We start from the raw sequence: 24,235 nt of genomic DNA, 5'->3' as shown, positions 1-24,235 counted from the left end.
CTATACACCGGGGGTTTCTGGTGTCCCTGATTCTGAGGATTGGGCAGAATCACTTTATCCCTTTTACCGTCTCAGCCGTTTTCGGTAATTCCTCTTCACGATGCCTCTGCAAGGATTCACATCTGTTAACCCTGTCTAGTTTTACCCTAGCACTTCACCTAACTATGCGGCTTGCTGATGTCGCGCATTTTACCCTCTAGCTATGAGACATTACAGTTACCCGTAATGCCCCTTTGGGCGGGTACTGGCATTGACACTCGCCAGGAGTATTTCTGAGATACTCACTCTCGTCGTGCAACCGATAGTCGCACCAATCCCTCATAGGGAGTTAATGAAATTTCAACCTCTAGTTCACGAGTCATCTGTCGATATTTCCGCTAGTTTCAATCCCTCATAGGGAGTTAATGAAATTTCAACTCCCTTTGATATAATTGGTGATTTTGGTACTAATGTTTCAATCCCTCATAGGGAGTTAATGAAATTTCAACGGAAACCGGATATATATAGATGCAAAGCTGAAAGTGGTTTCAATCCCTCATAGGGAGTTAATGAAATTTCAACACTATTGGTATTCCTGCTTCGGGATGTCCAAAAATGTTTCAATCCCTCATAGGGAGTTAATGAAATTTCAACCATTCAAACACACTATACTGTACCCACTGTCCATAGGATTTAAGGACTTTGTGAATTTTAGTGCGGCGTTTATCCTCTGAAATGTCATAAGAAACAATTACATTCATTGGTCGTTTTCTTCTCCAGTTCCTACTTCAAAACCAATGGTGGATATTTTTCAGTTTCACCCATTAAGTATTTGGCTAATAATCGAGCTTGTAATTCAAACGCTTCTTGGTAAGTACATTTGCGTCCTAGTACGGGATGTTTAAACTCAGATTGTTTCTTTTGAGAGTATTGCTGTAAAAATCTTTTTCGTCCTTCTGAAGTTAAGGAAACTGCTCCACTCAAAGGTTCTGTGAGAAAATCTGCTTTTGTCAACAGCTGCTTATTCAATGTAGACAATACTACTGCATCTACTACTAAGGGACGGAATTCTTCCATTAAGTCTAATGCCAATGATGGTCTACCATAACGTTCGCAATGCAAGTATCCAAAAAATGGATCGAATCCGACAATGTTGACTGCGCCTTGAATGTCATGCCGCAATAATGAATAGCCAAAACTAAGTAAAGAGTTAACCGGATCGGTTGGAGGACGACGGACACGCTTATTAAAACTAAATTCTGTAGTCAGAATTAATTTATCGAAACAACCAAAATAAGCAGCACTCCCCGCACCTTCTAAACCACGCAGTGAATCAATATTTTGAGTAGTCTCAATTGGAGCGATCGCTTGTTCTAAACGTGTTATATTCGCCGATAAATCCAACCCTTGGCTATCACGTTGGCGACGGATGAGAAAATTACGGTAGTTTTTCAGCTTTCCACGGACAAAGCCTTGTACTGCATGAATTGCTTGGGCTGATTCACCTATTGCTTGCCATTGAGCCTTACGTACAAAGATATTTTTGGTGACTTCTGGTTCTATCCTGCCCAAATAACGACCAGTTTCTGTGAGAAATGTAACAGGTATATGCCTCTCAAGTAGCTCAGATATTACGGCTGGCGAAACAGTCGCTCGTCCTAAAATTACTACACCATCTATCTTAATTAGTGGCACATCCAAAATTGTCTTTTTTTCATATCTCACATGGAGCCTTTCATCGACTTTACCGATAAACGCATCTTCTTGAGTAACGTACACTGTACCCATGATTTCATCCTCAATTAAATGTTGGTTAAAAAACTGGTATTTTAGACGCGATGAATCGCGTCTCTACAAGAATATTTTTACGGTTAACTGAACAGGATTTTGGTATAAATTATGTTTGAATTCTCAATTCAGATCAATTACTTTCTTGATAGCGTCCTACTTTTTCTGTAGCTTGAGGTAAACACTGTGAATATAGACTGCATCCTTCACAGCGTTTTGATTTGGTAGCTTTGGGCATTGCACCAGTAAATAGTAGTGTTTGTACAGCTTCAATAGTAGCGATCGCATTCTGACGTAATTCTTCAGAAATGTCGATACGTTGGCGTTGGTGGGAGTGTGCATAGTAGACATAACCAATATTGATAACTTGACCTGTCATTTCTTCCAAACACAAAGCTTGAGCGCATACTTGCAGTTCATCGTTATCCCATTCGCCCTTACGTCCTCGTTTGTATTCGATTGGATAAAATTCACCATTTTCAGATTCAATTAAATCAGATTTACCTATTAGTTTGTATTTATCTGATTTCAACCAAATCGCTCTGATTTGCCAAGTGTCTTCGCGGTTAATGTCTCCAGTTGTATGCACGCGATCGTGTAAACTTGTGCCTTCAATTGTGTATTGATTATCGATAAACTCTCCGGCACAAAACATTCGCCAACAGCGATGCGGACAGTAGCTATATTGATTTAACGCAGCAATAGGAACGTAATCAATTTCATTCATATCTTTGATTAACTATTTAAAAATCCAAAATCTCAAATGGTTATACTCGGCGTACCATTCCCATTCCCATCGTTGTTTTACGCCCCAAACCTGCGTATAATGCAAAGTCAGCCAAAGTATTAATTTGCTTAATTGCCAAGGCTTCAACATCTCCCAAAATCCGATAGCTAATACTGCCAATGCAACCTATAAACTTACTTTCATAGTTGCTGATAATTTCGGTATTGATATTAAAAGCACTAGGATAAATTGATTCAATAGCAAGGCTAGAAAATTCAATTCCACTGTATTTATTCCAACGATTAAAAAGACTGTTGAACACAGATTCTTTAATAGGGAGGACATTATCATATCCACCTTGACGAAAGGATACAGGTGTAGCGAAGGTGAAATTGAGAGTGCGATCGCGATCGCTTGCTTGCTCGTACAATTGTGTATAACTGCAAGCATTAGCCCAAGGTTGCGTTGATTGCGGAGTACCTTGAATACTGGTAATATCTAAGTTTGCAGAACCCAAATGCCAAGGGCGATCGGGGTTAAGATTCAACCACAGTCCAGTTAATTTACTAAACAAAGTGTCATCGAGTAGAGAAATACGCCACCAGCAGGGAGTACCAGCCGAGATAGGTTTTTGATGGCTAAATTGCAACGTCTGGTGATGTTGTTTGTGTTGTCGTTGTATTTGCAGTGGCGAAAGAGTAAAAGCTTTATCTGCGTTGGAGGAATGGAGATAGTCTGCCAAGCTATGATCAACCGAACTGATGAGAGTGAGAAATAGCGCGTGATAGTGTCTCCCAGTCAGGAATTCCGGGTAAATGGGAGATTGGGGAATCAGATTAAGGACGAGGCTGTGAGGCATGAAGAATTTAAAATGGTAGATGTAGGGTGGACAATGCTACCCCTTTCAACGTGGGTACGAATGTTAGTCAAAAAATCCCTTTTTCACCTCTGTTTTCTCTGCGCATCTGTGGTTAGATAAATTACTTTTAAACCGCAGAGACGCAGAGGGCGCAGAGAGAAATTTTTCAAGTCACCTGAAAAAGTTGAAATTAAGCTTTAAATCGATACTGCATTTTTGCAGGTAAACGCAACTTTTCAGTTTTGTTGGGATTCTCGAATTCGTAATATTGCCCTTGGCGAATGCTGACATTTTGAATCAGACTTACCGGAGGCATATTTACGACATCATAGCTAACAACTTGATGAGTAAACATTACATCCAAAGGATTCAATGGGTAAGGAAAAGAGAAATCACCTGTTTTTAATTCAATTTTGGTAACTTCTTGAATAGTGAGTTCAGCTTTACTCATCCATTTACCCAAGCGAATCCATTTTGGTAGCTTGAGTTGCTTTTGAGAAATGATCAACAACTCAAATTTGCTTTCTGGTGCAATTTCTTTTGCCCTACCAAAACTAGGAATATTTTTTTGCGTTTTCTCCATTTCCACATGATAGTTGTTATTAGCATACTTCCAGGTGTTGAGAATAGCAGTATGTTTAACTGCACGCGCAGGCGTTACATAAATTCCTTGTTGATTTAGCGGCGTTAAATGTGCCTCATACTTAGGAACTTGTTCGAGGCAAAAGTAACGATAGGAATCTTCTTCAGTAACAGTGGTAGAGTAAATTTTGCTATCTACTAACCCTAATGCGTAGCAGAGTGCGTAGTTGTGAATTACTGGTTCTGTTTCGTAAAGTCGTCCTATTTCACGAGTAGCGTAATATAGACTGTCATGAAGTTCCAATTGACAAAGGTAAATTAGCACCATGTTGCTTACTCCGTGACAGCAGCAGTTTTTTTATTACTTTTGGTATCTTTCTTAGCTTCTTTTTTACCTGATTTTAAAACCCATGTCTGAGCATAAGTAGATGATTCCGTATTTGCTTGACTCAACATTTCTTGCAATCGAGTTTCATCACTAGTGATAGATTTAACTTCACTAAAAAGAGGTATGAAAGATGCACCAATAAAATCAGTATGAGAAATATATTCTTGAGACATCAGAGTAGTAATTGCTTCTTTTGCAGCCGCTAAAACATCATCTTCATTCAGCGGGTCTGGAGAATTTATTTGCTTTTTATCCTGCATTAAGTCATAAATTTTTTGCGTCCAAAGAAGATTACTGATAATCTCACCATCGGCAAAAATTACTCCCACTAGTTCATTACGTACCCTACCTGTACGGGTAGTTTGCGCTCCATAATGACGCGTTCTTAAAATATTGTTGAAAACGTAGAGAAATCCTGCTTCTGTGGGGTCTTTGAGCGTAACAATACTAGGGAAAAAGACTTGAGGTAAAATATGGTCTTGGCTATTAATCCGGCTGGTTACTTCACCTTGACGGCTCATTGTGCCATTTTCAAACGGTGCGTTGAGGGTGAAATTAAAGTGAGAATCATCAAAGGGTGTGATGGAATAAGCTGTGTCCACAACTACTTTTGATTTCTCAGAACCCGAATCACCAATCGCAAAACCGTAGAGAATACAATCAGGAGTTGTTTTACTAAAATCTACATTGTAGTCGCATTTTTCCCAGTCACCAATTTTATAATTACGTAGTAATTCTCTACCTGTTAAACGTTCTGGTGTTGATTGTTTCCGCTTAAACATTGCCAAACGACTAATAGGTTCTTTGTGTTCAATTCCAGCACGTACTCTGGCTTTATTGAGTTCACCATCTGTTTGAAATAAAGGATAAGACTCAGTAACGCGAATAGTGATGAAATGAGCGTATTTCCCCATCTGTTTAGCAGGAATTACTTCATGAAAAAATTTAGAGTCGAGAGTTTTGATAAATTTCATGATTTGATTACTCCAAAGTTAACTAGTTAAAAAGGAAGAGATTAGATAGCTGCTTCAAGTTCTAATTCAGGAATTTCATCAGGCTCATCTTGTGGGCGTGCTTTACGTTCTTCATCATCTGCTAGGCGATAAAGGTATTCACAGGTATCTCTAATTAGGTTTAGCTGAGTACCTGCTAAACGTGCGCGATCGCTTTTAAAGCTTCCCTCAAAAATCTCCTTGACAAAATATCTAGCAAACTCATAAACCGCTTGACGTTCTTCTTCTGAAGTTAAAGCAGGTTTCCACTTCCCATCAACTAAAGTTAGTGTGGGTTTTCCTTCAGCAGTTCTACGCCGTACATTATTCATCAGCTTTGATAAACGAGCCGCTACTACATCTGTTAAAGCATCAGCATCACTAGCTACAGCTTTATCAATTTTCAAAATGACATCAGCAGCTTCATCAATAGGTTTAAGAATTGCATTCGCTTTCGCATATTGACTTTTTGCGCGATAAAAACGACGGTAGAGTTCTGTTAACTTACGCAGTTGATTCATAGTTGTTCCTTCTGGTTCAAAGTAGTAATAAAAATCCAAGTATAGGCGAAGTTTTGCAATAGACACAGATTCGATTTTGTCTTGCTTTCGCAGCCATTTATTGAGGTAATGAAAGACATACAAAGGACTAGTTTCTAAATCTCGTGCTAAATCTGCTAATTTTCCCCAATCTGGATCGCCATCTTTTTTACGATTCGCTTCTAAATGAATAGAGTAAGCAGCCGTGAGCGCATTTAAAGGTGAAAAAGTTCTCGATTTCCAAGGTAAGATACTATCTAAGCGATAATTATCTTGTTTAATCAGAGAACGAATTGCTTGATGTTCTCCATCAATTACAGTTGTTTCATCAAAATCAGCACCACTAATAAAAGGTGGTATAGGTGATTCTGACGCTACAACTTTCACATCCATAATAAGTGGTAATGTGAATGCTAACCAAACTGGCATTACCCAGGATTCTGTATCTGTAGGTTCTCTTCCTGGTGGTAAACCAATAAAGAAGAAAGTTAATGTTTCATCATCGGGATAGCTAATTTTAAACGTCTTATCATCTTCTGGTGCAATATCCTGCTTAATTAACAAATCATCTACTCGTTGATAGTTGTCAATTTTAAAATTAGCAACTTGTTCTTTATAAACAAAATGTTTACGCAGTTCTGCATCAAATCGAGTTTGAGATATCGCATTATAAGCTTTTTGTAAAAACTTATTCGTTTCTGGAGTAAAGAAATAAGCTGGATAAAGATAGAGATAGCGATATTTACGGCCTTCAAAGTCTGCACCAGTCGCGTTAGTCTTACTCATTAAAATTTGTCTCAACATGATTTCAATTGACCAGATTGAGCAAATTTGTCGCTTTGCAGCTTGAGCATTAAACAAAATCTGACGATTACTATAAACTTGCGGTGCAAATAACGTTGCTGACTCCATTTGCTCGGTTACAGTGTAGGGAGAACTAGAAATAGCACAAACATTTTCTCTACCTCTTCCTGTAACTTTTGCAGCGTTATACCTGCTTATCTCTAGTAAAAATTGGTCTGGCTTCGGTTCAACAACTGCACCTGTTGGTAAAGAAATAACTCGAATTACATAAGTGCGTAAATCACTCCAACCATCAGGTATGAAAAATTCTTCTAAAATAGGTTGAATGAGGTTGGAAGTATAGTTAACCATATCTTCCATCAACTCAATATTTTGCGCTAAATCCTTACCTGAATTTTTTTTGTAATATTGAGCAGCTAAATAATACCAATCTAAAGGAACACCCCCTGTTTTTTTTAAGGATTGGATCTGTCTTAAAGCTGGTATCTCTTCTGATAAACCCAAGCATTCAGTTAGTTTCTCAGTCAGGTTTAATTCAGGAATGTTTTTACGTTCAGCTTTAGGGAATTGTTTTTGATATTCATTTGCTTTTTCTTGCCATTTTTCCCAAATACCTCGACATAAAATATCTCCAAATTCTGCCAATCTATCAATTTGAATTTCATTACCAAATACTACATCTATATTTGGTGATAATTCTCCTTGTTGTTGAAAAGCTTGCAAACTTTCACTCCGCTTACCAGATGAGGCTAATTTAGTATCAGGCAGTATATTTCTAGCTGCATTAATGCTGACTTTCATTAATTCATTAGCTTGAAAAAATAGCCAGTAATAATCTGCAAACTTGAAACCTTTTCCATCTCGACTAAAACCTGTTTGTCGCTTCATTAACTGCCGACTGCATAAGGTTTTAATTTTATTTACAACTTGATTGGGAATATCATCGGTATTAATTGCAGGTGCATTACTACTAGCAAGGTATACTACACCATCCGGCAAATACAACAACTGTGTATAGTATTGCTTAGGATGTACATCCATCAAAGCATTATTAATAATATTTGTAAGAACGCCACGATTATCTGATAAAGCATGGTAGCTAAACTTTAGTTGACCATTACTTAAATCATTTAATAGTTCAGGTAGCTTCTCATTTCTGCCATCACTTTCTACATCACGAGGATGTTTTAATAATGAAGCAAATAAATCAGACATTTTCAACAGTCTGTGCAGAATATTCCGCACTCGACCATCTAAACGCGGTTGTAAACCACGAATTTCTAAACCTCGGTCAGCATCACTTCCATCACCAGCGTTGCTACTTAGCCAAACAATATCGTCTATATAATTTTCCCAATCTTCCCCCAAAAAGCTATCTAAACTAAAATCTTGAATTTTTTGTTTGACATAGCCGCGTCTTAAATTCGGTGCATCTGATTTTTTTGCAGGTTCTTTGCGCCAATCACGGTTTATAAACAGACTATCCGTGTCATTATCTTCTAGCCAAATCGGATAGTCTGGAAATTTTTCAAAGTCATGTAGAATATAAGCAGCTACAAATAAGCGAGTTTCTCTTTCTCCACATTGACGCTTGACCGGATTAGTTTCTAATGCTGCTGACTTTAATTGTCTAATAATTCGATATGTAGGAAATAACCCGTTAAGCAGGTGAGATAACAAGGATTGGTCATGCTTACTACGTTCAACATTTTTGCCTTCGGCTCTACGGTCTTCTGTAAATTGACCACCCTTTGCTGTTGCTCCGACTAATTTATGAATTAATTGAGGTAATACATAATCAGCAAAACAAAGAAGTATAGAATCTTCCTGATTTTCTTGTGCTTCCTTAATTGCCTTTTTGAATAGACTAATAGTTAAAAGCTCTTTTTGTACAGGAGTATCTATATTTTCTTCTTCATCATAGTTATCTAAGTCTGGAATTTCTGGATATTCTTCAAAATTATTTCTATTACTCATTTTTCGTATTCCTCTCCTTCAATATCTTGAAATTCTTGAATATTGCCTTGGCGAATAATCCATAACTTTCCAGTTACATCTGCTGCTTCAAGCCCAGCAATTAAGGTTTCTGTCACTGCACGATAATCTTCAAAAATAGGACGCGGTGGTAAACGAACCACTATAATTCCTGCATATTTAGAAGGTTGGTATTTCAGACGATTTCCAAATCCTCTATCTGTCGTTACTAAACACCTAGCTTCACTTCGACAGATATTAATTAATTCCCCATCAGGACTAGAAGTTAAACCTTGTTCTCTTACTGTTGCAACATCATGTCCTGCAAGCCTTAATAAGGTAGCTACTCGCAAACTACCCATATTCTCATCAAGTTTAATATTCAATTTTTTGCTTCCTTTTGCACTCCAATAGGGATTTCTACATAGTTCTCTCTTGCCATTTCTGCACCGTATGCAATACAGGCTAGAATATCTTCTCGTTCTAAGCCTGTATATTCTTCTAAAATTGCCTCCATTGTTTCTCCGCCTGCAAGAAGGTCGAGAATTAAAGCAACCGATATACGATGACCTTTAATACAGGGTTTACCAAAACAAATATTTGGGTCAATGGAAATTCGGGACAGTAAATCGGTCTTGGTCATAACTACTTCTCCAAATTTGTCGTAATTCTTCTAAACGAATCCATTGGTTGTCTTTCTTTACTTCAATGTACTCCCACCCATTGGCTGCACCGCCATTAAACTTTGCTGCTAAGGGACTTGGTTTATCAAATTCTTCACCGTTATAGACGATAGTTCCTGTAGCAGAGATTTCTAAACCATCAATATAGTCACGTTGTAATTTTTTTGCCACTCCCCGCTTTAGTTTGACTCGTACAGACATTCCCTTCCGGGTGATACCTGCATCGAATAGTTGACTCAGCCTTACGTGCGAGTTTTCTGCATTCTCCTCTTGGGTTATATTGTCAAAAATCTGTAACTGCTTAGAAGAGACTTCAGGTTGAGATGGTTTCTGAACTAATCTTTGGCTAAGGCTAAAATTTTTGGTTTTCAGATGTTCTGGCAACCACTCTAGAAACAAGTGGCGTAAGCTTTCTGGCATTTGTGAAATATCGCTGTCGTTCAGGTGAATGTACATAGGAAGGAAGTCTCCATGAGGCGTTTGTTATGACCATTTTGGCATTGACCTCATAAAAAAGCAATGTCTCTATAGCTCTTATGATTAAGATGTTTCTATTGCCATCTGAATAGCCTTTTTGTTTGAACAGGGGTAACATGGTCTACTATATATATGGAGAAAGGAAAGCAGTTATAATGCTGCATGAGTATAAATACTCAAATAATACCTTTTAGGGATTGAAATTCTATTGCCTTCTGATTTCGGGCTAGACCCTTTCTCCACAACTTTTTAACAAATCCAGCCTTCATCGTTTTTAGGCTTGCGAAACCAAAGTAGAGTTTCCAGCATGAGTGCAGATTTACCAAATGCTATGGTGTAGGGTGGTGACTTTTTATCATCGCTGCTATATTTATCTGCTAAGGAGTATGCTTGAAAGTGGATAGGTAAACCTAACTTGGCTCTTAGGTAAGCGCGATCGCAATCTGAAATAAAGCATACTAAACCCCTACCTGACACAGCATCACTTATTTTATTAATTCCGCTACCTTGAGGCTGGCGAATCTCTAAGTTTTTGAGAACTTGGACTTTACCAGACTTAGCAATATCGTTGATATCTTCTGGATAGTAAAATCGCCAGTCTTCTCTTACTTCTCGATAGCCAGTCAATTTCAAACAGCATAAAGCTTCTTGAAAACGAGTAGTTGTAACTCTAGATTTCTCAGCCTGTTGTATAAATTCCTTTCTATCTACCCATTCAAACTTAAAGTTGCTGAGAATACCCGGTAAGTTATAAGTTTTAAAACGTTCATTTTCTGGTTCTTCTGGATTTGTATCATCGTAAATTGCACAATCTAACTGGCTACTTCCCCGAAAACTTCGTGCTTCATCAATAACTTTCTTTTTCTTTTCTTCTAAACATTGATTTATTTGGTTATATTTGTGCCAAATGTTGACATCAAGCGCAGCTTCAATAGCCTCTTTGAAGTTTTTCTCTGCTTCAGGATATTGATGAGTTAGCCTTCTTAATTCCTGATGAACACAAGCTGATTGAATCGCACCCCAGCGTTTTGGATATTGCTTAAATTCATTTACAAATGGATAACTTGAACGAATAGCTTCTGTAAAAGTTACTCGATCGTAAGTTTCATTGTCTTGAAACGGGGATGAATTAATTTCAAATAATCTTTGCACAATAAACTTAGGGATTAAAGCATAAGCATGATAAGGATGAGGGTGAAAATCTTTATGTCTACCTATTCTGCCAAGGCGTTGAATAAAATTACCTGCATCTGCACCTTCAAATACCAAGAAATTGATTCTAAAATCTACACCTACATCGATAGTGGATGTTCCTATCAGCAAATCGGCTTTCTCAACTGACTCAGCTTTTTCTGTCTCGCCAGTTAAACCAGTATTTTCTCTAACTTCTAAGTCTAAAGGTTTGAAAATACCTTTGAAATGCTTAACCAATTTCTTAACCGCAGCAATTGAATTGAGAATAATCGCACCTTTGCTACCTGGATAATCTTGAAAAAACTTTAAAATGACTGATTCAGAATTTTCTATTAACCAATCATAACTAGATGAGAGATTAGGTTCTAGTGTTTTTGGAAAGAATAAAGTTATTGGTTGACTAATTTGCCGCCATTGAGTGCCATTTACCGAAAAACAATATTTCTCTTTTTTAGCTGGCTCAATTGGTTTATAATTAAGTCCAGACTTATCACAAAAATCTAGCAATAAATCATCGGGCGTTGCAGATAAAAACAAAAATTTTTTACCTGGAACAGTATGCTTAATTAACAATATTGCATTAAATATACTTGCAACTTGAGCCGAAGAAAACACATGAAATTCATCAAATATAAACAACTTATAATTATCATCTATTTTACTGAATAGCTTATTGGCGTTTTCTCCTTTTGTTTTACCGTCTTTTTTAAAACGCCTCAGATAGCGAAAATCGTGAATATAGTAAAAAATATCGGGATTAGTCAACAAAATTTCAGCTTGGTTAGAAAGATTAGTTAATCCAGACTGTTTACTTGGCAGTTTATTTGTTTCGATAAAATCTTCCAAAATAGCTGCATTTAGTCGATAAATCTGTGGATCTTTCTCTGGTTGAAATTTGTCCTTATAGTTTTGTACTTGCTTTTGCTGATCTCTGGCTAACTCGTTAGTTGGGTAAGTAGCCATTGTAGATACACCATCTACCATTGCTAAGAGAAACGCGGCCAAACTTTTACCATCGCCAGTCATTGCTGTGTTGAAAACTACATCAATATTGGGGTCACGTAACGCTTCTAACGTTTCTCTCTGATGCCAAGAAAGCGACCAATCATCCGGTAATTTCACTCCAAGCGTGGATACAGTTTGTGAGTAAACGGCTTTCAGATTTATGGTGTAATTTTCAGACATATACTCAATGAAGTTCCTAATATGCAGAGTCAAAAGAATTTCTGCCACCAATGGTGGCAGTTTTGATTTATGTGCTAAAAGACCCGTCTAATTTCTGCAACCATTGGTTGCAGTTTTTTATATGAATGTAAAAATCTTCAGTTAATTTCTCGCACTATTGGTGTTGGTGCGAGTTTTTTGCTTTCCTGAAATAGTGTCCGTAACTGGTTGTTAAAACCTATATTGGCACGCAAAATAGAAGTTGGCAAGATAGTAAGCGTACAAAGTACACGGACACTTTTGATGAGTCGAAAAGGTCAATCTATTACCCTGTCGATATCAGAACACGATAAAGCTGAGTTAGAAAACTTAGCTCTGGAATTTGGTATGATGTGGGGCGATCGCCCGAATATCTCCAAACTCATAGAAGCGATCGCTCGCCATCAGTTAATTATTGGTAAAAATCATGACTGGTCAGAAGGGCGTATCCGTGCCCTTGACCGCGCAATGCGCCTATTAACAGACAATGGGCAAAACGAGCAAGCGCAGATAATAGCACAATTATTACTGGAACGTAGCGAAATACCGATGCCTCTACGTGCCGAAATCGAAAGTTTCTTAGGGAATTTAGCCCCACAGTGGCGTTTGGAAATTGACCGTTATATCCTACGCCAGCAAGCGTTTCAACTTAGTTATCAAGATGCGGCACAACGAGTGTTTAATTTTACTGTTCGCTATGCCAAAGTTACACTCCACGAAAAGCGTCAATACTTAGATTGCTGGTGTGAAGAGACAGAAGGTAATTTGGATGTCGAAGAATTGCGGCATAATTGGAGTTTGCGTTTAGACCGTATTCAAGACGCTGCTGTTTTACCTATTGCTGGTGAGTGGCGTACTACTGGGTTAGCACAGTTAGACGTAGAAATGCATTTACTAGGTAATTTAGGTTTTGCTTATCAAGCCAAACTAGAAGACAAGACCAATGAATGGCTACCAGACACACAACGTATCAAACGAGTTGTCAGAAGTGTCTCTAATACCTTTTGGTTCATTCGGGAAGTTATGCAATATGCACCAGATTGTGTAATTGTCGCACCAGAAAATGTCCAAGCCCTCATCCAAAATAAAATTAAAGCTCTTTATAAAAATTATGGTTTAGATGTATCTTCTTAAAATCTGCTGTCATCTAAATCGCTTTCCCTGCTTACTGAGGTGTCCGCCAAATTTTGATAATGTTATCAGCACTACCACCACCAGCGATCGTCTGTCCATCGGGACTGAAAGCTATGGAATAAATGTAGCCAGAATCCTGTTTCAAAGTGCGAATTTCTTGCCCAGTTGCCAGATTCCATAGTTTGATAGTGTTGTCATTACTTCCACTGGCAAGGATCTTGCCATTTGGACTGAAGGCTACAGAATTCACTTTCTCAGAATGCTGCTTGAGAGTGCGGATTGTCTCTCCTGTCTCCAAATTCCACAATTTAATTGTCTTATCTCTACTGCCACTAGCAAGAGTCTTGCCGTCTGGACTAAAAGCGACAGAAAGCACTAATTTGCTATGACCTTCTAGAGTGCGGATTTGCTTGCCTGTGGCTAAATTCCACAGTTTGATCGTCTTGTCCCAACTACCACTCGCAAGGGTCTTGCCATCTGGACTAAAGGCGACAGATGCAACCGCTTGGCTATGTCCTTCTAGGGTACGGATTTGTTTGCCTGTGGCTAAATCCCACAGTTTAATTGTCTTATCCAAGCTGCCGCTAGCAAGAATCTTGCCATCTCGACTAAAAGCGACAGTAGTAACACCGTCGGTATGTCCCTTTAAGGTGCGGATTTCCTGGCCAGTTGCCAGATTCCATAGTTTAATTGTCTTATCTTTACTGCCACTAGCAATCGTCTTACCATCTGGGCTGAAGGCAACAGTCCAAACCCATTCAAAGTGACCTTTAAGGGTGTTGATTTCTTGTTTAGTTACGAGATTCCACAGTTTAACAGTCTTATCATCACTACCAGTGGCAAGGGTTTTGCCGTCAGGGCTAAAGGCGACGGAATTCACATCACTGGAATGTCCTTTAAGAGTAACAGTTTGGGAAGAATCTGAAGACTGAGTAATTTGTTGTGGCAAAAACTGCAAATAAGAAATTCCTACTAATCCCAATAACACAATGGCAACATTAACCAACAAAGTTTTTTTGAGTTTGTTATTGAGTAATTTTGAGGAAACTAATTTATGAATTGTTGGCGAAACTGTTAGTACGGTTGGGGGCGCTGTTTGTAAGGTTGGGGGTTCTAGTAATAATGAGGGCTGTTTCAAGTCCCGGATGACTTCATCAACCGACTGATAACGCTTTTGGATGTCTATTTTTAACAGTTTGTCCAAAACTTCAATCAACTTGATGCTGAGAGCTGTTTTATTTTTACCCGAATTCTGTAAATATTGCTGCCAAGAATCAACCCAACTATAGCCTTGTTTAAGCCAAAGTTGCGATGGGCGAACCCTAGTCCATAAATGAAAGCAAGTTACACCTAAACTAAAGAGATCGCTTGCAGGGGAAGCTTTGCCATCCTGCATTTGTTCGATAGGGGTATAACCATGCGAACCGATGGTCGTTCCCAATTGAGTGTGTACTTTTACCGTCAGCTGTTTTGCAGAACCAAAATCAATTAGTACTAATCGCCCATCACTGCGACGACGAATAATATTTTGTGGTTTAATATCTCGATGAATTACGCCGCGATCGTGGATAAATTTCAAGACGGGCAATAAATCTAGCAACAGTTCTAAAATTTTGCTTTCGCTGTATCTTATTCCTGAGTGCAATTCTTGGAGTAAATTTTGCCCATCAATAAACTGCTGTACTAAAAACAAGTAATTATCTTGCTCAAAGTAAGCTAAAAGTGCAGGAATTTGGTCGTGTTGTCCTAAATATTGCAATTTTTGAGCTTCTTCTTGAAATAACTCAACTGCTTTTCTCAAAGCTGCACTTTCTCTCACTTTTGGTGCAAATTGCTTGACAACACACCATTCATTCAACTTATCTACGTCTTCAGATAGATACGTTCTGCCGAATCCACCTTCATCAGATATGACTTTGATGACACGATAATGTCCCCTTAATAGCGGTGTTAATGGTGTGTTGCAACTCTGGCAAAGCAGATTGCCATCAGGATTTTGAGGTTCGGGACAATCGGGATTCAAACAGCAGAGCATACTGGGAATCCATGTGCGGGTTGTGTATATGTTAATTGCTTAAGTATAATTTTGCTATGAAATTGTTATTATTGTGATTTTTAATCAAAAAAATAATATACATGTAACTAAACAATTTAAAATTAAATAATATCTGGCTTTTTCAGGCTATTATTAATATCCTGGTTGTTTAATATGTATTACTACACTTAAACTATATGTTCTCAAGAACCCACGAACTTAACTCTGACTGAGAAGATGCTGTAACGTTGGCTTGTAAAATTTATATCATATATTGTGATGTTTTAGTGAAGTTAATTTAATATATTCCAACTTGTTTTTCTGGTCTTTAGCATTAGTAAGTAAATGCAAGTATCTCTCTAAGGGAATAAAACTAGCTATACCGATAAAAATGAGGAGTGAAATTATGGCAGAACAAGGGAACAAAAAACACCGATTCAGATTTAAATTAGCTTTAATTTTTTCCATGAGTAGTATGGCGATCGCAGCAAGTTATATCCTGCCTATAAGTGCGATAGAAAGCCCAAAGTACTCTGAAGAATTCAGACTTGCTAAAACACCAGATGAAAGGGAACCAGATGCGGTACAACAAGGAATCGACCAAATTCCTACTTCTCAACCGCCTGTATCTCCCCAACCCAACCAAACTATTGATTCGCCCATACCTGCTAACGTACCGTCTTCACCAGAAAACACCGCTCCAACACCTCAATCTCCAGAAGGTGGTTCTACTCCCGCCCCATCTGCGCCGATAGATTCCAACCCAACGCCTCAGCCTTCACCAGATAATTCGACTCCCGCACCATCTACACCTAGAAATTCCAACCCAACGCCTCAGCCGTCACAAAATAATACTCCAAGACCTTCTAGAAATAGGAACTCTTACCCCACGCCTCAACCTTCACCAAATAACTCTACTCCCAGACCATCTAGACCAATTAATTCCAAACCAATACCCCAACCTACAGGAGGTCGCAAGCCAGTTACTCTACCGACTAGAAATGGCAATCCAAATCCTGAAAGTTCGCCTGTTTCTCAAATACCTAATGCTAAGCAGATTAACTTTGTAGATATTGCTTTTGGTATTTTATCTAAAGGCGATTATAAATCTAAAGGCAGATATTTCCACTTCTACCAGTTTGAAGGCAGAGAAAACCAATTAATTCAAATCAGGCTAGTTGGCAGTGCCGACCAACGCCGCTCTAATAACTTGAGTTTACGTCCTTTCATGTTTCTGCTCGATCCAAATAATAACGTGGTCTTGAAAAGAAGCAGTACGCAAACAAATGATGACGCATTTATATTTGCTCGACTACCGATGAAAGGTACTTACACAATAGCAGTTACCAGCCAAAATCCTGGAGATACAGGTCGCTATAGTTTGGCTTTAAGAAATGATAGAGCTAGTTATAGCCTAGATGAATCAGATCGATTGACTGCCCAAAGCTCAACTCTCAAACAAAATGGCAGTCCATACAATGTATCTAAATTTGAAGGCAAAAAAAATCAGCTTGTAAGTATTCGTGTAGATAGTGTCAATGAAGAATTTTCGCCTTATATAGTTTTACTCAATTCTCAAGGAGAAAAAATCGCAGTAGATAATGAAAAAGATGGTGTGTATAGTGCGTTCATTGACAGAGCCAAATTACCTAAAGATGACACATACTATGTAATTGTCACATCCAACAATCCACGAGAACGCGGCACATACCGATTGACTATTTTTTGATATTGCAGCCATTTCTGAGTCAGGGGTAGTAGGAGAGCAGTTTGGTAGGGTGCGTTACGCTGACGCGATAACGCACAATCAATCATGTTCGGTGCGTTAGGACTTGCGTCCATAACACACCTATAAAACTACTAGAATTGAAACTATGCTGGCCATACTTGTGTATACACCGTAGGGGAGCAGGGGGAGAAATAAACTGTTACCCCAATCTCTAATCCCCAGTCTCTTTTAAATATCAACAACTGATTTTTTAGAATTTAATGTTAGAGCGCTATCCATAATCAATGTTCTTTTGGCAACTGCATTTATGAATAGCGCTTCGTACTGCTCAATTGCTTGCTCAAAAGAATAGCGCTCTAGGGCAAACTGTCTTCCTTTGTAACCGAGCTGTGCTGTCAAGGCGGAATTATTATATAAGTCTAGTACTGCTCCTGCCAGTGCCTCTGGTGATTCTGGCTCAACAATTACACCGCCGCCACTTTCTCTAATTGCTTTGGCAGCAGTACCATTAGCGGGTACTGAACCTACTATGGGACGACCGCTTGCTAGCAAAAGCGGTATTTTGGAAGGCATATTAAAGGAAATTACATTACGCTTTTGCACAATTAAACCCACATCGGCAGCTGCTAACATTTGCGGTAGCTGTTCTCGTGGCTGCAATGGTAGTAGCAAAACGTTATCAGCCTCACAAGAGTGACAATATTCCTGCAATCTTGCTAAAGCGGTTGATTCGCCAGCGATGACAAAGGCAATTTCTTTTATATGACGCAAGCGAGCAGCTGCGGCGACTACTGTCTCTAAACCTTGCGTTAGTGCGATGTTGCCAGAGTACATTACGACAAATTTTCCATCAAGTTGATGGGCAGTTCTCCAAGAGTTTTTCTGTTTTGATAGGGGGCGAATAAAATTGACATCTACCCAATTAGGAATGCAAACGATTTTCCTCGCAGGTACACCCTTACTGACCAAATTCTTAAAAAAACCATCAGCAATGACGCTGATGTTTTGTGCATTTCGGTAAGCAAATTTCTCTAGCGCTTCACAAGCTTTAATCATCCATTTATTTCGTATTAATCCGACGCGCACGGCTGCTTCTGGAAGAATATCTTGGACATTTAGCACTACTGGGCAGTTGTATAATCTCCCTAATAAAGCTGCTGGCAACGCAACCATTAATGGCGGCACTGTTAAAAGAATTACATCTGGCCGTTTGCCTCTGAAAGCTTGCGGTAAGCTAGTAACGATAAAACTTAACTCTAAGAGAATCCGATCTATCAGATTGGGTTTGGATTTTATCCGTAAATAACTGCGCTGAACAGTCACGCCTTTTTTTTGTTCTGTAACATACCACTTACCCTGATACCCAGGATAGATTTCGCGTTGAGGATAGTTAGGCATCCCTGTAATCACCCGCACTTGATGACCTCGCTCTACCAGTCCTTCTGCCAGTTCGGTCATCAGGGGTGCTATTCCAATCGGCTCCGGATGATAGTTGTAGGAATAAATCAGAATGTGCATGAGCTATTTATAAATTTTTTGCAATCGGTCTAAGAGTGTCAGGTGTTTTTTTAATCCCAATAGATACTACCATTTACTGTAGCGATCGCCTGTACCAAAGTTAAGATAAATACAAACGTTACGTTCTTGCCTTGACAAATCAAGCATATAAAAATTAAAACATCAATTTTGTTTGTACAGTTTAAAGATTGTCTATTGGGTATAGGCTTCAACCTCTAAGCTTAACAACAATCAGCTAGAAAGCTTATTTTAATTAATACTTAAATTAAGTCGTGTAGATTGTAGCATTGTATGCAAAATTTTTTAAATTTTGACTTTTTGATTCATAAAAACTTTAGATTTTACTAGAATAAATACTGAAATACTTCAAATTAAAGTAGCCATATTTAGTCAGGATTTTGTCTGCAACATATTTGCTTTAATGAAGATGCGATCGCCTGCAATGCCTTGAGCCTGCAAACGAGAGATCGTCTGCTCGTCTAGCGGTGCAGCTGGCCCGTAGTTCAGCGGGCGTTGCTGAATAAGGGGATGATTGAGGCTGACACGGGGACGCGGAGACACGGAGAAGCGGGGATTATGGTTGATGTAAATTCCAAAATCATCCCACAATTATGCAACGCTGTTCAGCGCAGTAGCAACCTCACTAGCAGCAGCTAAGTCTGCGTGAGGAAAGAGATTAGGATCGGCTAGACCGCAGACAAAGCTAACAGCGATAATCTTAGTTAACTCTGTGGCATGGGTTAGTGGCGCAATATCTTTTACTCGTTGAGCGAACAAATCAGCAATTCGGTAAGCAGACATTGGTGAAGGTGCGATCGGGCGATTATGCTTAATTATCCAGAAAAATGTATTAATGAAAGTGAAAAGAGGAAGAACTTTGTTTAATTCCCTTTCTCCTCAAAGCGAAGCCAGGCAACAATCGCAGCATAATAGCCAAGTTAGGAACAGTTAAAAGGAAAAAGCTCAATGGTTGACGAAAATGGATCGATTCGCACTCTCTCAGTTGATATTGGCGGTAGTGGTGTCAAAGCTATGGTTTTGGATATCACAGGAAATCCTCTAACGGAAAGAGCGCGTGTGGATACACCTCAACCCGCTAAACCAGAGGTTGTAATTAATGCAATTGCAGTCTTAGCCGCAGCTCAAGGCGAGTTTCATCGGGTTTCAGTGGGGTTTCCTGGTGTTGTGCGCTGCGGAGTTACAGAAACAGCAGTCAACTTACATCCAGATTGGATAGGGTTTGACTTAGAAACAGTCTTATCAAACCGTTTAAAAAAGCCTGTACGCGCAATTAACGATGCAGATATGCAAGGATTTGGAGCGATCGCAGGTAAGGGTGTAGAACTAGTAATTACCTTGGGTACGGGATTTGGTTCGGCTTTGTTTGTGGATGGTAAATTAGTGCCAAATATGGAAATGGGACATCATCCATTTCGTAAAGGTGAGACTTATGAGGAACAACTCAAGCGTGCAGAGTTAGAAAAAATTGGTGAAAAAAGGTGGAATAGGCGTTTAGAAAAAGCGATCGCATCTTTGCAAAAGCTATTCAACTATGATTACCTTTACATTGGTGGTGGTGAAGCCGTAAAGGTAAATATCCAGCTACCTTTAAATGTGAAACTTATTCCTAATGTCACTGGCTTATTAGGCGGTATTGCTTTGTGGCGCGATCGGGAAAGTTGATATCCTCCTACCACTAGACATCTGATAAAAGGGAGTAGGGAGTAGGGATTGGGGAGTAGGGAAACTAAGCCGTCCCCTTCGGGGCGGGGTTTCAACCTATCTTGTGCAATACAAGGATTTTTCGCGCCACTTGCGGGCGAGGCTTTAACCTTTTTCGGGGCTAATTTCTTCCCCTACTCCCTACTCCCTACTCCCCACTCCCGCCCCGAAGGGGAGGTGAAATGCTGTCAGGGCGAACGACCGTTCGCCCCTACTAAGGGTTTCGGGCAATGCAGAATTGATTTTCACTTTTATGTCTACTGTATTGCGAGTAGCGAATACAGTGGGGGATTTTAAGAATTACCCAAATACTGTTGAGTAAAAAGTAAAATTAATTCCACTCAGCATCTTTTAGATCGGTTCTCTGACTTTATCTGACACTGTTGTAAAGATAATATTTACGCGATAGAGTAAAATAAATCTATCCAAATTCAACTCTTTAATTAATAATGCTAGCAGCAGAGAAAGTTGAATTTGGATAAGATGAAATCCGCACTTAAAATTTATGGTATCGATATTGCTACAGTTTCTTATCGTCCTCTAGAAGGATATAAATTGTGGATAAGCTCTTCCGCTTTGAAATTGCACATAGACTAAAGTTGACTGTTGACAGCCAATAGTCAGCGGTCAACAACCACTATGAGTATTTCTAAAAATAAAATGCGCTTTAGCTTATCAATGTCAGGCAAAGAAACTGAAACTAAAAGCCAAATTTCTCACAAAATATCTAGGGCGATCGCTATTATTGAATAATGCCTGGTTGTACTGAAGTAACTCTGACTTGACCTGTACAAGGGTTAATTTGTTCGGGCAATGTAAAGTGATGGTAGGCGTTTGGAGGTGTAATCTGAATTTTTTCAGATGTTGGACAAGATTGACCGACATCTCTGACTTGATTGTAAGCAATCTCGAATGAAGCTTGGCCGTTTGGGGCCAGAGTTACTTGTCTTGGAGACTGCTGTTTTGAAAAATATGTACCTTGAGAACGAATAACTTTTACACCTTTTAGAGGTCGATCTTTGGAGTCTAGCAACGCAAATCCCGGATAACCATAGAGGTTGCAGGGCGACGATCCCTTATTCGTAAAAGCATAAATAACTGCGACATTTCCCGCACCAGCATTTGTAGACACCTTACTCACCGATAATTGGGCAGTTTGGCAACGTGGAGGTTGAGAAGCGAGGTGCGTTTGTGGGCTAAAAAGTTGTGTAGTTGCTGGTTGTTGTTTCGTAGCTAACGAGGAATTTGTACAACCAGCGATCGCGGCTGTGAAAATCAGGAATATACTGCTAGAAGTAGCTAACTCTCTGTAACATTTAGGAAAAGATTTCGCATTATACCTGAAAAATTGGCGTTGCATATTTGCGAGATGATTTTGTTCGTGTATTTTCTGGTCAACATTCTTAACTACAAATTACGAATTACGAATTACGAATTACCCTTCGGGTTCGGCAGTTCCTCCACTTGGGGAGACCCCAAGACCGGACTGCCTCACGAATTACAAAACTGTAACCATATAATTGCGTCCTTCCCATTTACTGCTTTCAATCCAGAAAAAAGTAAAGCTGATGGACTGTTGCTGCTTTTCAGAAATAGAGATATCTACAAAGTTTATGCCTAACTTTGTGGAAATAGAAGGCGTATCTTTTACGCTTTGCCAATTATCATCTGACCAATGCAATTCAAAAGCTGCTAAAGCGTGAATTCGCAATGTCTGACCTTTTTTGACTTGGCTTATCTGTCGGTTAAACTTCCAAATTTCTATTGATTTACACTCTTGTCTTTCACCTAAATAGCGATTTGCCACCTCTGGAATAAAATCGAACACCCGACCGTCATGATTTGACCGTAGCAGCTTAATATACTCTGCGTGCGCCCACATCAAAGGCATTGCAGAACCTGTGGGTTTTCCTAAATACATGTGGACATCAGGCCTATCTGCTTCATCCCAAACTTGCTCTGGCAGCAAACAAGTATGTGAAGCAAATCCTTCCATCGCCTTAATATATGTTTTGACATCGCCACCAGCAGCTAGTTCGTAATGTCCTCGTTCCCCAGCCAAGAGAGGCCAAGCACGTCCTTTGCCCCAACTAAGATAAGGACTGCCATCTTCTTGCTGTCCGTAGCCGTCGTGGTTGTAGCGATGCCAACAAGGGCCAACGGGTGTATCTACTTTTAAAACTGCATCGATTACTTTGACGGAATCAACAATAATCGGGTCATCAGGTTTGCGAATTCCATAGCGCACTAATTGCAGAAATCCGCCATCGACAATTTCCTTTGCAGGAAATTCTGCTGGTTTACCAGGTGACTGACTGCTAATGAAAATAGTTCCTTGGTTAGGATTTTCATTGGGGTGGGGATTATCAATCTTCGCCGGAGTAATCCGAATATAATGCTGTTTAATGCCAGGAACTAAGGTTCCTTCGGTAGTAACCGTCCAAGCTTCAATGTGAGATTCCAAAAAATCGGCGTATTCTTGGATGAACTTTGCTGTTACTTCATCCCCACGTTCGCAAGCAAATCGAGCAGCGCAAATGAGAGCGGCAATATTAGATGCCAGTGTTGATGGTGAATAACCGCTGTTTTCTTCCCAGCGTTCTTGATGTGTAACAGGGCCGTATCGGATTAAATAACCCGCCGCCCGTAGAACCATTGGATAGACATCGAAGTTTGAGCAAGCATTTTTCTGATGCAATAGCCGTGCTAGGAGAATGGGAAACGCTACCTCATCAAGCTGGATACCTTTCCAGTAAGGTTCGCCATCAACCCAAAAATTTTGGGCAAAACCCCCGTCTTCCTGTTGGCTAGTCGCTAGGTAAATCAGCGATCGCATTGCTGTATCAGTTTCACCAGCAGCGACCAAACCTGCAACACTGCTAACCAGATCCCGCGTCCAGACAAGGTGATATCCTCCTTCGTCTTGGTCGTCCTTGGCTTCACCCCAAGGAATGGCAAGGGATGCAATTAAAGCACCTGGATAAGCTTTGTCTTCATGGGCCAAAAGCAGACTAATGCTGTTGTGATATAACTTGCCTTCATCGTAAGAAACATCTTCTAACGAGTGGATGCCGTGGCGCGATCGCTTCCACTGTTCGATATAGTGTTGCTTCTGCTGTTGAAAAGGAACGTTGAGCGACTGAAAGAGTGTAGAAATTGCATTGTGCAAGTTTGTGCCAAATGCCAGCCCTAAAGTGAACTCATTACTATCATCTAAATCTAGTTTTCCAGTCAAGGCCACATTGCCATTCAAAGCACTGTCAAACTCCCAATCCATTTGGAAATTGTCAGCTAAATCAGTCCAACCATCACTTTTACCGACGTAACCACAGGAAAGACGGCTAAAGGGAACTGTTGCACCTAACGCCAGCCATGTTCCTTCTTTTTCGGCTGCTAGGATATGATATCCGCTAACTTCTACAGCGTAACCATTATTACCTTCACCTCCAACATTTAAATGCGGCGCACACAAAGCGTATAGTTGGAGTTGGGAAATAAACTCGTCCTCTCCTGTTAATTTTGTGTGTTGTAAAATACAGGACAAATGCGGATCGGCAATTACTTCTTTAATTACAGCATAACGTCCTTGGGGGTCGGAATTAGTGATGCGGTATCCTAACCCATGAGTCCACATAAATTCCATTTTGGATTCGAGGCGTTGCTCTTCGTGAAAAAAGCTTTTCCCATCAGAAATTAGATACTGTAAATCCCGAATTTGAGGTTTGTCTACTGTCGGATAGTAGACTTCTGTGACAATCCCGTTCCAGATAGTAAACCAAACGCGACTTGAGGTAGAGTAGGCTGTTCCGACTCCATCTTTACTAGCATGAGTCCACCGAGGAGTAATACCGGGTGAGCCAAAAGCCTGTCCTTGACCAAGAATTTTTACCATAGTTTGATTGTAGCGA

General features: G+C 39.6%; 19 protein-coding genes, 1 pseudogene and 1 CRISPR repeat array. Of the genes and pseudogenes, 3 read left to right on the top strand and 17 right to left on the bottom strand.

Annotated features, from left to right (window positions below):
• Positions 1-307: 307 nt before the first annotated feature.
• A CRISPR array of direct repeats spans positions 308-633; the repeat unit is 37 nt; unit sequence GTTTCAATCCCTCATAGGGAGTTAATGAAATTTCAAC.
• Positions 634-635: 2 nt separating this feature from the next.
• The 11 genes and pseudogenes from cas2 to cas3 all read right to left on the bottom strand — a co-directional run.
• Positions 636-740 (bottom strand): annotated as a pseudogene (gene cas2 / locus I8752_RS38540) (CRISPR-associated endonuclease Cas2); the annotation flags it as partial.
• A 22-nt stretch (positions 741-762) separates the two neighbouring features.
• Positions 763-1,767, bottom strand: a complete 1,005-nt coding sequence (gene cas1d, locus I8752_RS01515; protein WP_214430560.1) for a type I-D CRISPR-associated endonuclease Cas1d — start codon at positions 1,765-1,767, stop codon at positions 763-765.
• A 133-nt stretch (positions 1,768-1,900) separates the two neighbouring features.
• Positions 1,901-2,494 carry a CRISPR-associated protein Cas4 gene (gene cas4 / locus I8752_RS01510; RefSeq protein WP_214430559.1) on the bottom strand — a complete coding sequence of 198 codons (594 nt, stop codon included), beginning with the start codon at positions 2,492-2,494 and terminating at the stop codon, positions 1,901-1,903.
• A 40-nt stretch (positions 2,495-2,534) separates the two neighbouring features.
• Positions 2,535-3,353 (bottom strand): CRISPR-associated endoribonuclease Cas6, encoded by an 819-nt coding sequence (gene cas6 / locus I8752_RS01505; RefSeq protein ID WP_214430558.1) that lies wholly within the window; start codon positions 3,351-3,353, stop codon positions 2,535-2,537.
• Positions 3,354-3,543: 190 nt separating this feature from the next.
• The gene (gene cas5d, locus I8752_RS01500) at positions 3,544-4,263 is read right to left on the bottom strand and encodes a type I-D CRISPR-associated protein Cas5/Csc1 (RefSeq protein ID WP_214430557.1); all 720 of its coding nucleotides are present in this window, start codon (positions 4,261-4,263) and stop codon (positions 3,544-3,546) included.
• Positions 4,264-4,268: 5 nt separating this feature from the next.
• Positions 4,269-5,297, bottom strand: coding sequence for a type I-D CRISPR-associated protein Cas7/Csc2 (cas7d, locus tag I8752_RS01495; protein ID WP_214430556.1), 1,029 nt, complete (start codon positions 5,295-5,297; stop codon positions 4,269-4,271).
• Positions 5,298-5,338: 41 nt separating this feature from the next.
• A complete protein-coding gene (gene cas10d, locus I8752_RS01490; RefSeq protein ID WP_214430555.1) occupies positions 5,339-8,635 on the bottom strand; it encodes a type I-D CRISPR-associated protein Cas10d/Csc3 in 3,297 nt (1,098 codons plus the stop codon).
• On the bottom strand, positions 8,632-9,018 hold the full coding sequence (locus tag I8752_RS01485) for a DUF5615 family PIN-like protein (RefSeq protein WP_214430554.1): 387 nt from the start codon (positions 9,016-9,018) through the stop codon (positions 8,632-8,634). The genes cas10d and I8752_RS01485 overlap by 4 nt, the downstream gene beginning before the upstream one ends.
• Positions 9,015-9,275: a DUF433 domain-containing protein gene (locus tag I8752_RS01480; protein WP_214430553.1), complete on the bottom strand. Its 261-nt coding sequence runs from the start codon at positions 9,273-9,275 to the stop codon at positions 9,015-9,017. The genes I8752_RS01485 and I8752_RS01480 overlap by 4 nt, the downstream gene beginning before the upstream one ends.
• Positions 9,238-9,771: a hypothetical protein gene (locus I8752_RS01475; protein WP_214430552.1), complete on the bottom strand. Its 534-nt coding sequence runs from the start codon at positions 9,769-9,771 to the stop codon at positions 9,238-9,240. The genes I8752_RS01480 and I8752_RS01475 overlap by 38 nt, the downstream gene beginning before the upstream one ends.
• A 270-nt stretch (positions 9,772-10,041) precedes the next feature.
• Positions 10,042-12,171 (bottom strand): type I-D CRISPR-associated helicase Cas3', encoded by a 2,130-nt coding sequence (gene cas3, locus I8752_RS01470; protein WP_214430551.1) that lies wholly within the window; start codon positions 12,169-12,171, stop codon positions 10,042-10,044.
• A 282-nt stretch (positions 12,172-12,453) separates the two neighbouring features.
• On the opposite strand from cas3, the gene I8752_RS01465 reads away from it, so the two are divergent.
• Complete coding sequence (locus I8752_RS01465) at positions 12,454-13,323, top strand: helix-turn-helix transcriptional regulator (RefSeq protein WP_214430550.1); 870 nt, start codon at positions 12,454-12,456, stop codon at positions 13,321-13,323.
• 31 nt (positions 13,324-13,354) lie between these two features.
• Here the strand turns inward: I8752_RS01465 and I8752_RS01460 are convergent, their stop codons facing one another.
• Entirely contained in the window at positions 13,355-15,358 is a 2,004-nt protein-coding gene (locus I8752_RS01460) for a serine/threonine-protein kinase (protein ID WP_214430549.1), read from the bottom strand.
• 406 nt (positions 15,359-15,764) lie between these two features.
• Between I8752_RS01460 and I8752_RS01455 the strand changes: the two genes are divergently transcribed.
• Entirely contained in the window at positions 15,765-17,087 is a 1,323-nt protein-coding gene (locus I8752_RS01455) for a PPC domain-containing protein (protein ID WP_214430548.1), read from the top strand.
• Between the two features lie 228 nt (positions 17,088-17,315).
• Here I8752_RS01455 and I8752_RS01450 read toward each other — a convergent pair whose 3' ends face one another.
• The 3 genes from I8752_RS01450 to I8752_RS01440 all read right to left on the bottom strand — a co-directional run bounded on the left by I8752_RS01450 (position 17,316) and on the right by I8752_RS01440 (position 19,406).
• A complete protein-coding gene (locus I8752_RS01450) occupies positions 17,316-18,605 on the bottom strand; it encodes a glycosyltransferase family 4 protein (RefSeq protein WP_214430547.1) in 1,290 nt (429 codons plus the stop codon).
• A 390-nt stretch (positions 18,606-18,995) separates the two neighbouring features.
• A complete protein-coding gene (locus I8752_RS01445; RefSeq protein ID WP_214430546.1) occupies positions 18,996-19,214 on the bottom strand; it encodes a hypothetical protein in 219 nt (72 codons plus the stop codon).
• The gene (locus tag I8752_RS01440) at positions 19,215-19,406 is read right to left on the bottom strand and encodes a hypothetical protein (RefSeq protein ID WP_214430545.1); all 192 of its coding nucleotides are present in this window, start codon (positions 19,404-19,406) and stop codon (positions 19,215-19,217) included.
• Between the two features lie 165 nt (positions 19,407-19,571).
• On the opposite strand from I8752_RS01440, the gene I8752_RS01435 reads away from it, so the two are divergent.
• Complete coding sequence (locus I8752_RS01435; RefSeq protein ID WP_214430544.1) at positions 19,572-20,288, top strand: ROK family protein; 717 nt, start codon at positions 19,572-19,574, stop codon at positions 20,286-20,288.
• A gap of 781 nt (positions 20,289-21,069) precedes the next feature.
• Here I8752_RS01435 and I8752_RS01430 read toward each other — a convergent pair.
• Both I8752_RS01430 and I8752_RS01425 read right to left on the bottom strand, forming a co-directional pair.
• The gene (locus I8752_RS01430) at positions 21,070-21,687 is read right to left on the bottom strand and encodes a DUF4232 domain-containing protein (RefSeq protein WP_214430543.1); all 618 of its coding nucleotides are present in this window, start codon (positions 21,685-21,687) and stop codon (positions 21,070-21,072) included.
• A 138-nt stretch (positions 21,688-21,825) separates the two neighbouring features.
• Entirely contained in the window at positions 21,826-24,219 is a 2,394-nt protein-coding gene (locus I8752_RS01425; RefSeq protein ID WP_214430542.1) for a glycoside hydrolase family 15 protein, read from the bottom strand.
• Positions 24,220-24,235: the final 16 nt, after the last annotated feature.

Source organism: Dendronalium phyllosphericum CENA369, from assembly GCF_016056275.1.
Classification (GTDB): domain Bacteria; phylum Cyanobacteriota; class Cyanobacteriia; order Cyanobacteriales; family Nostocaceae; genus Dendronalium; species Dendronalium phyllosphericum.
This window is presented reverse-complemented; position numbering and strand designations above follow the sequence as displayed.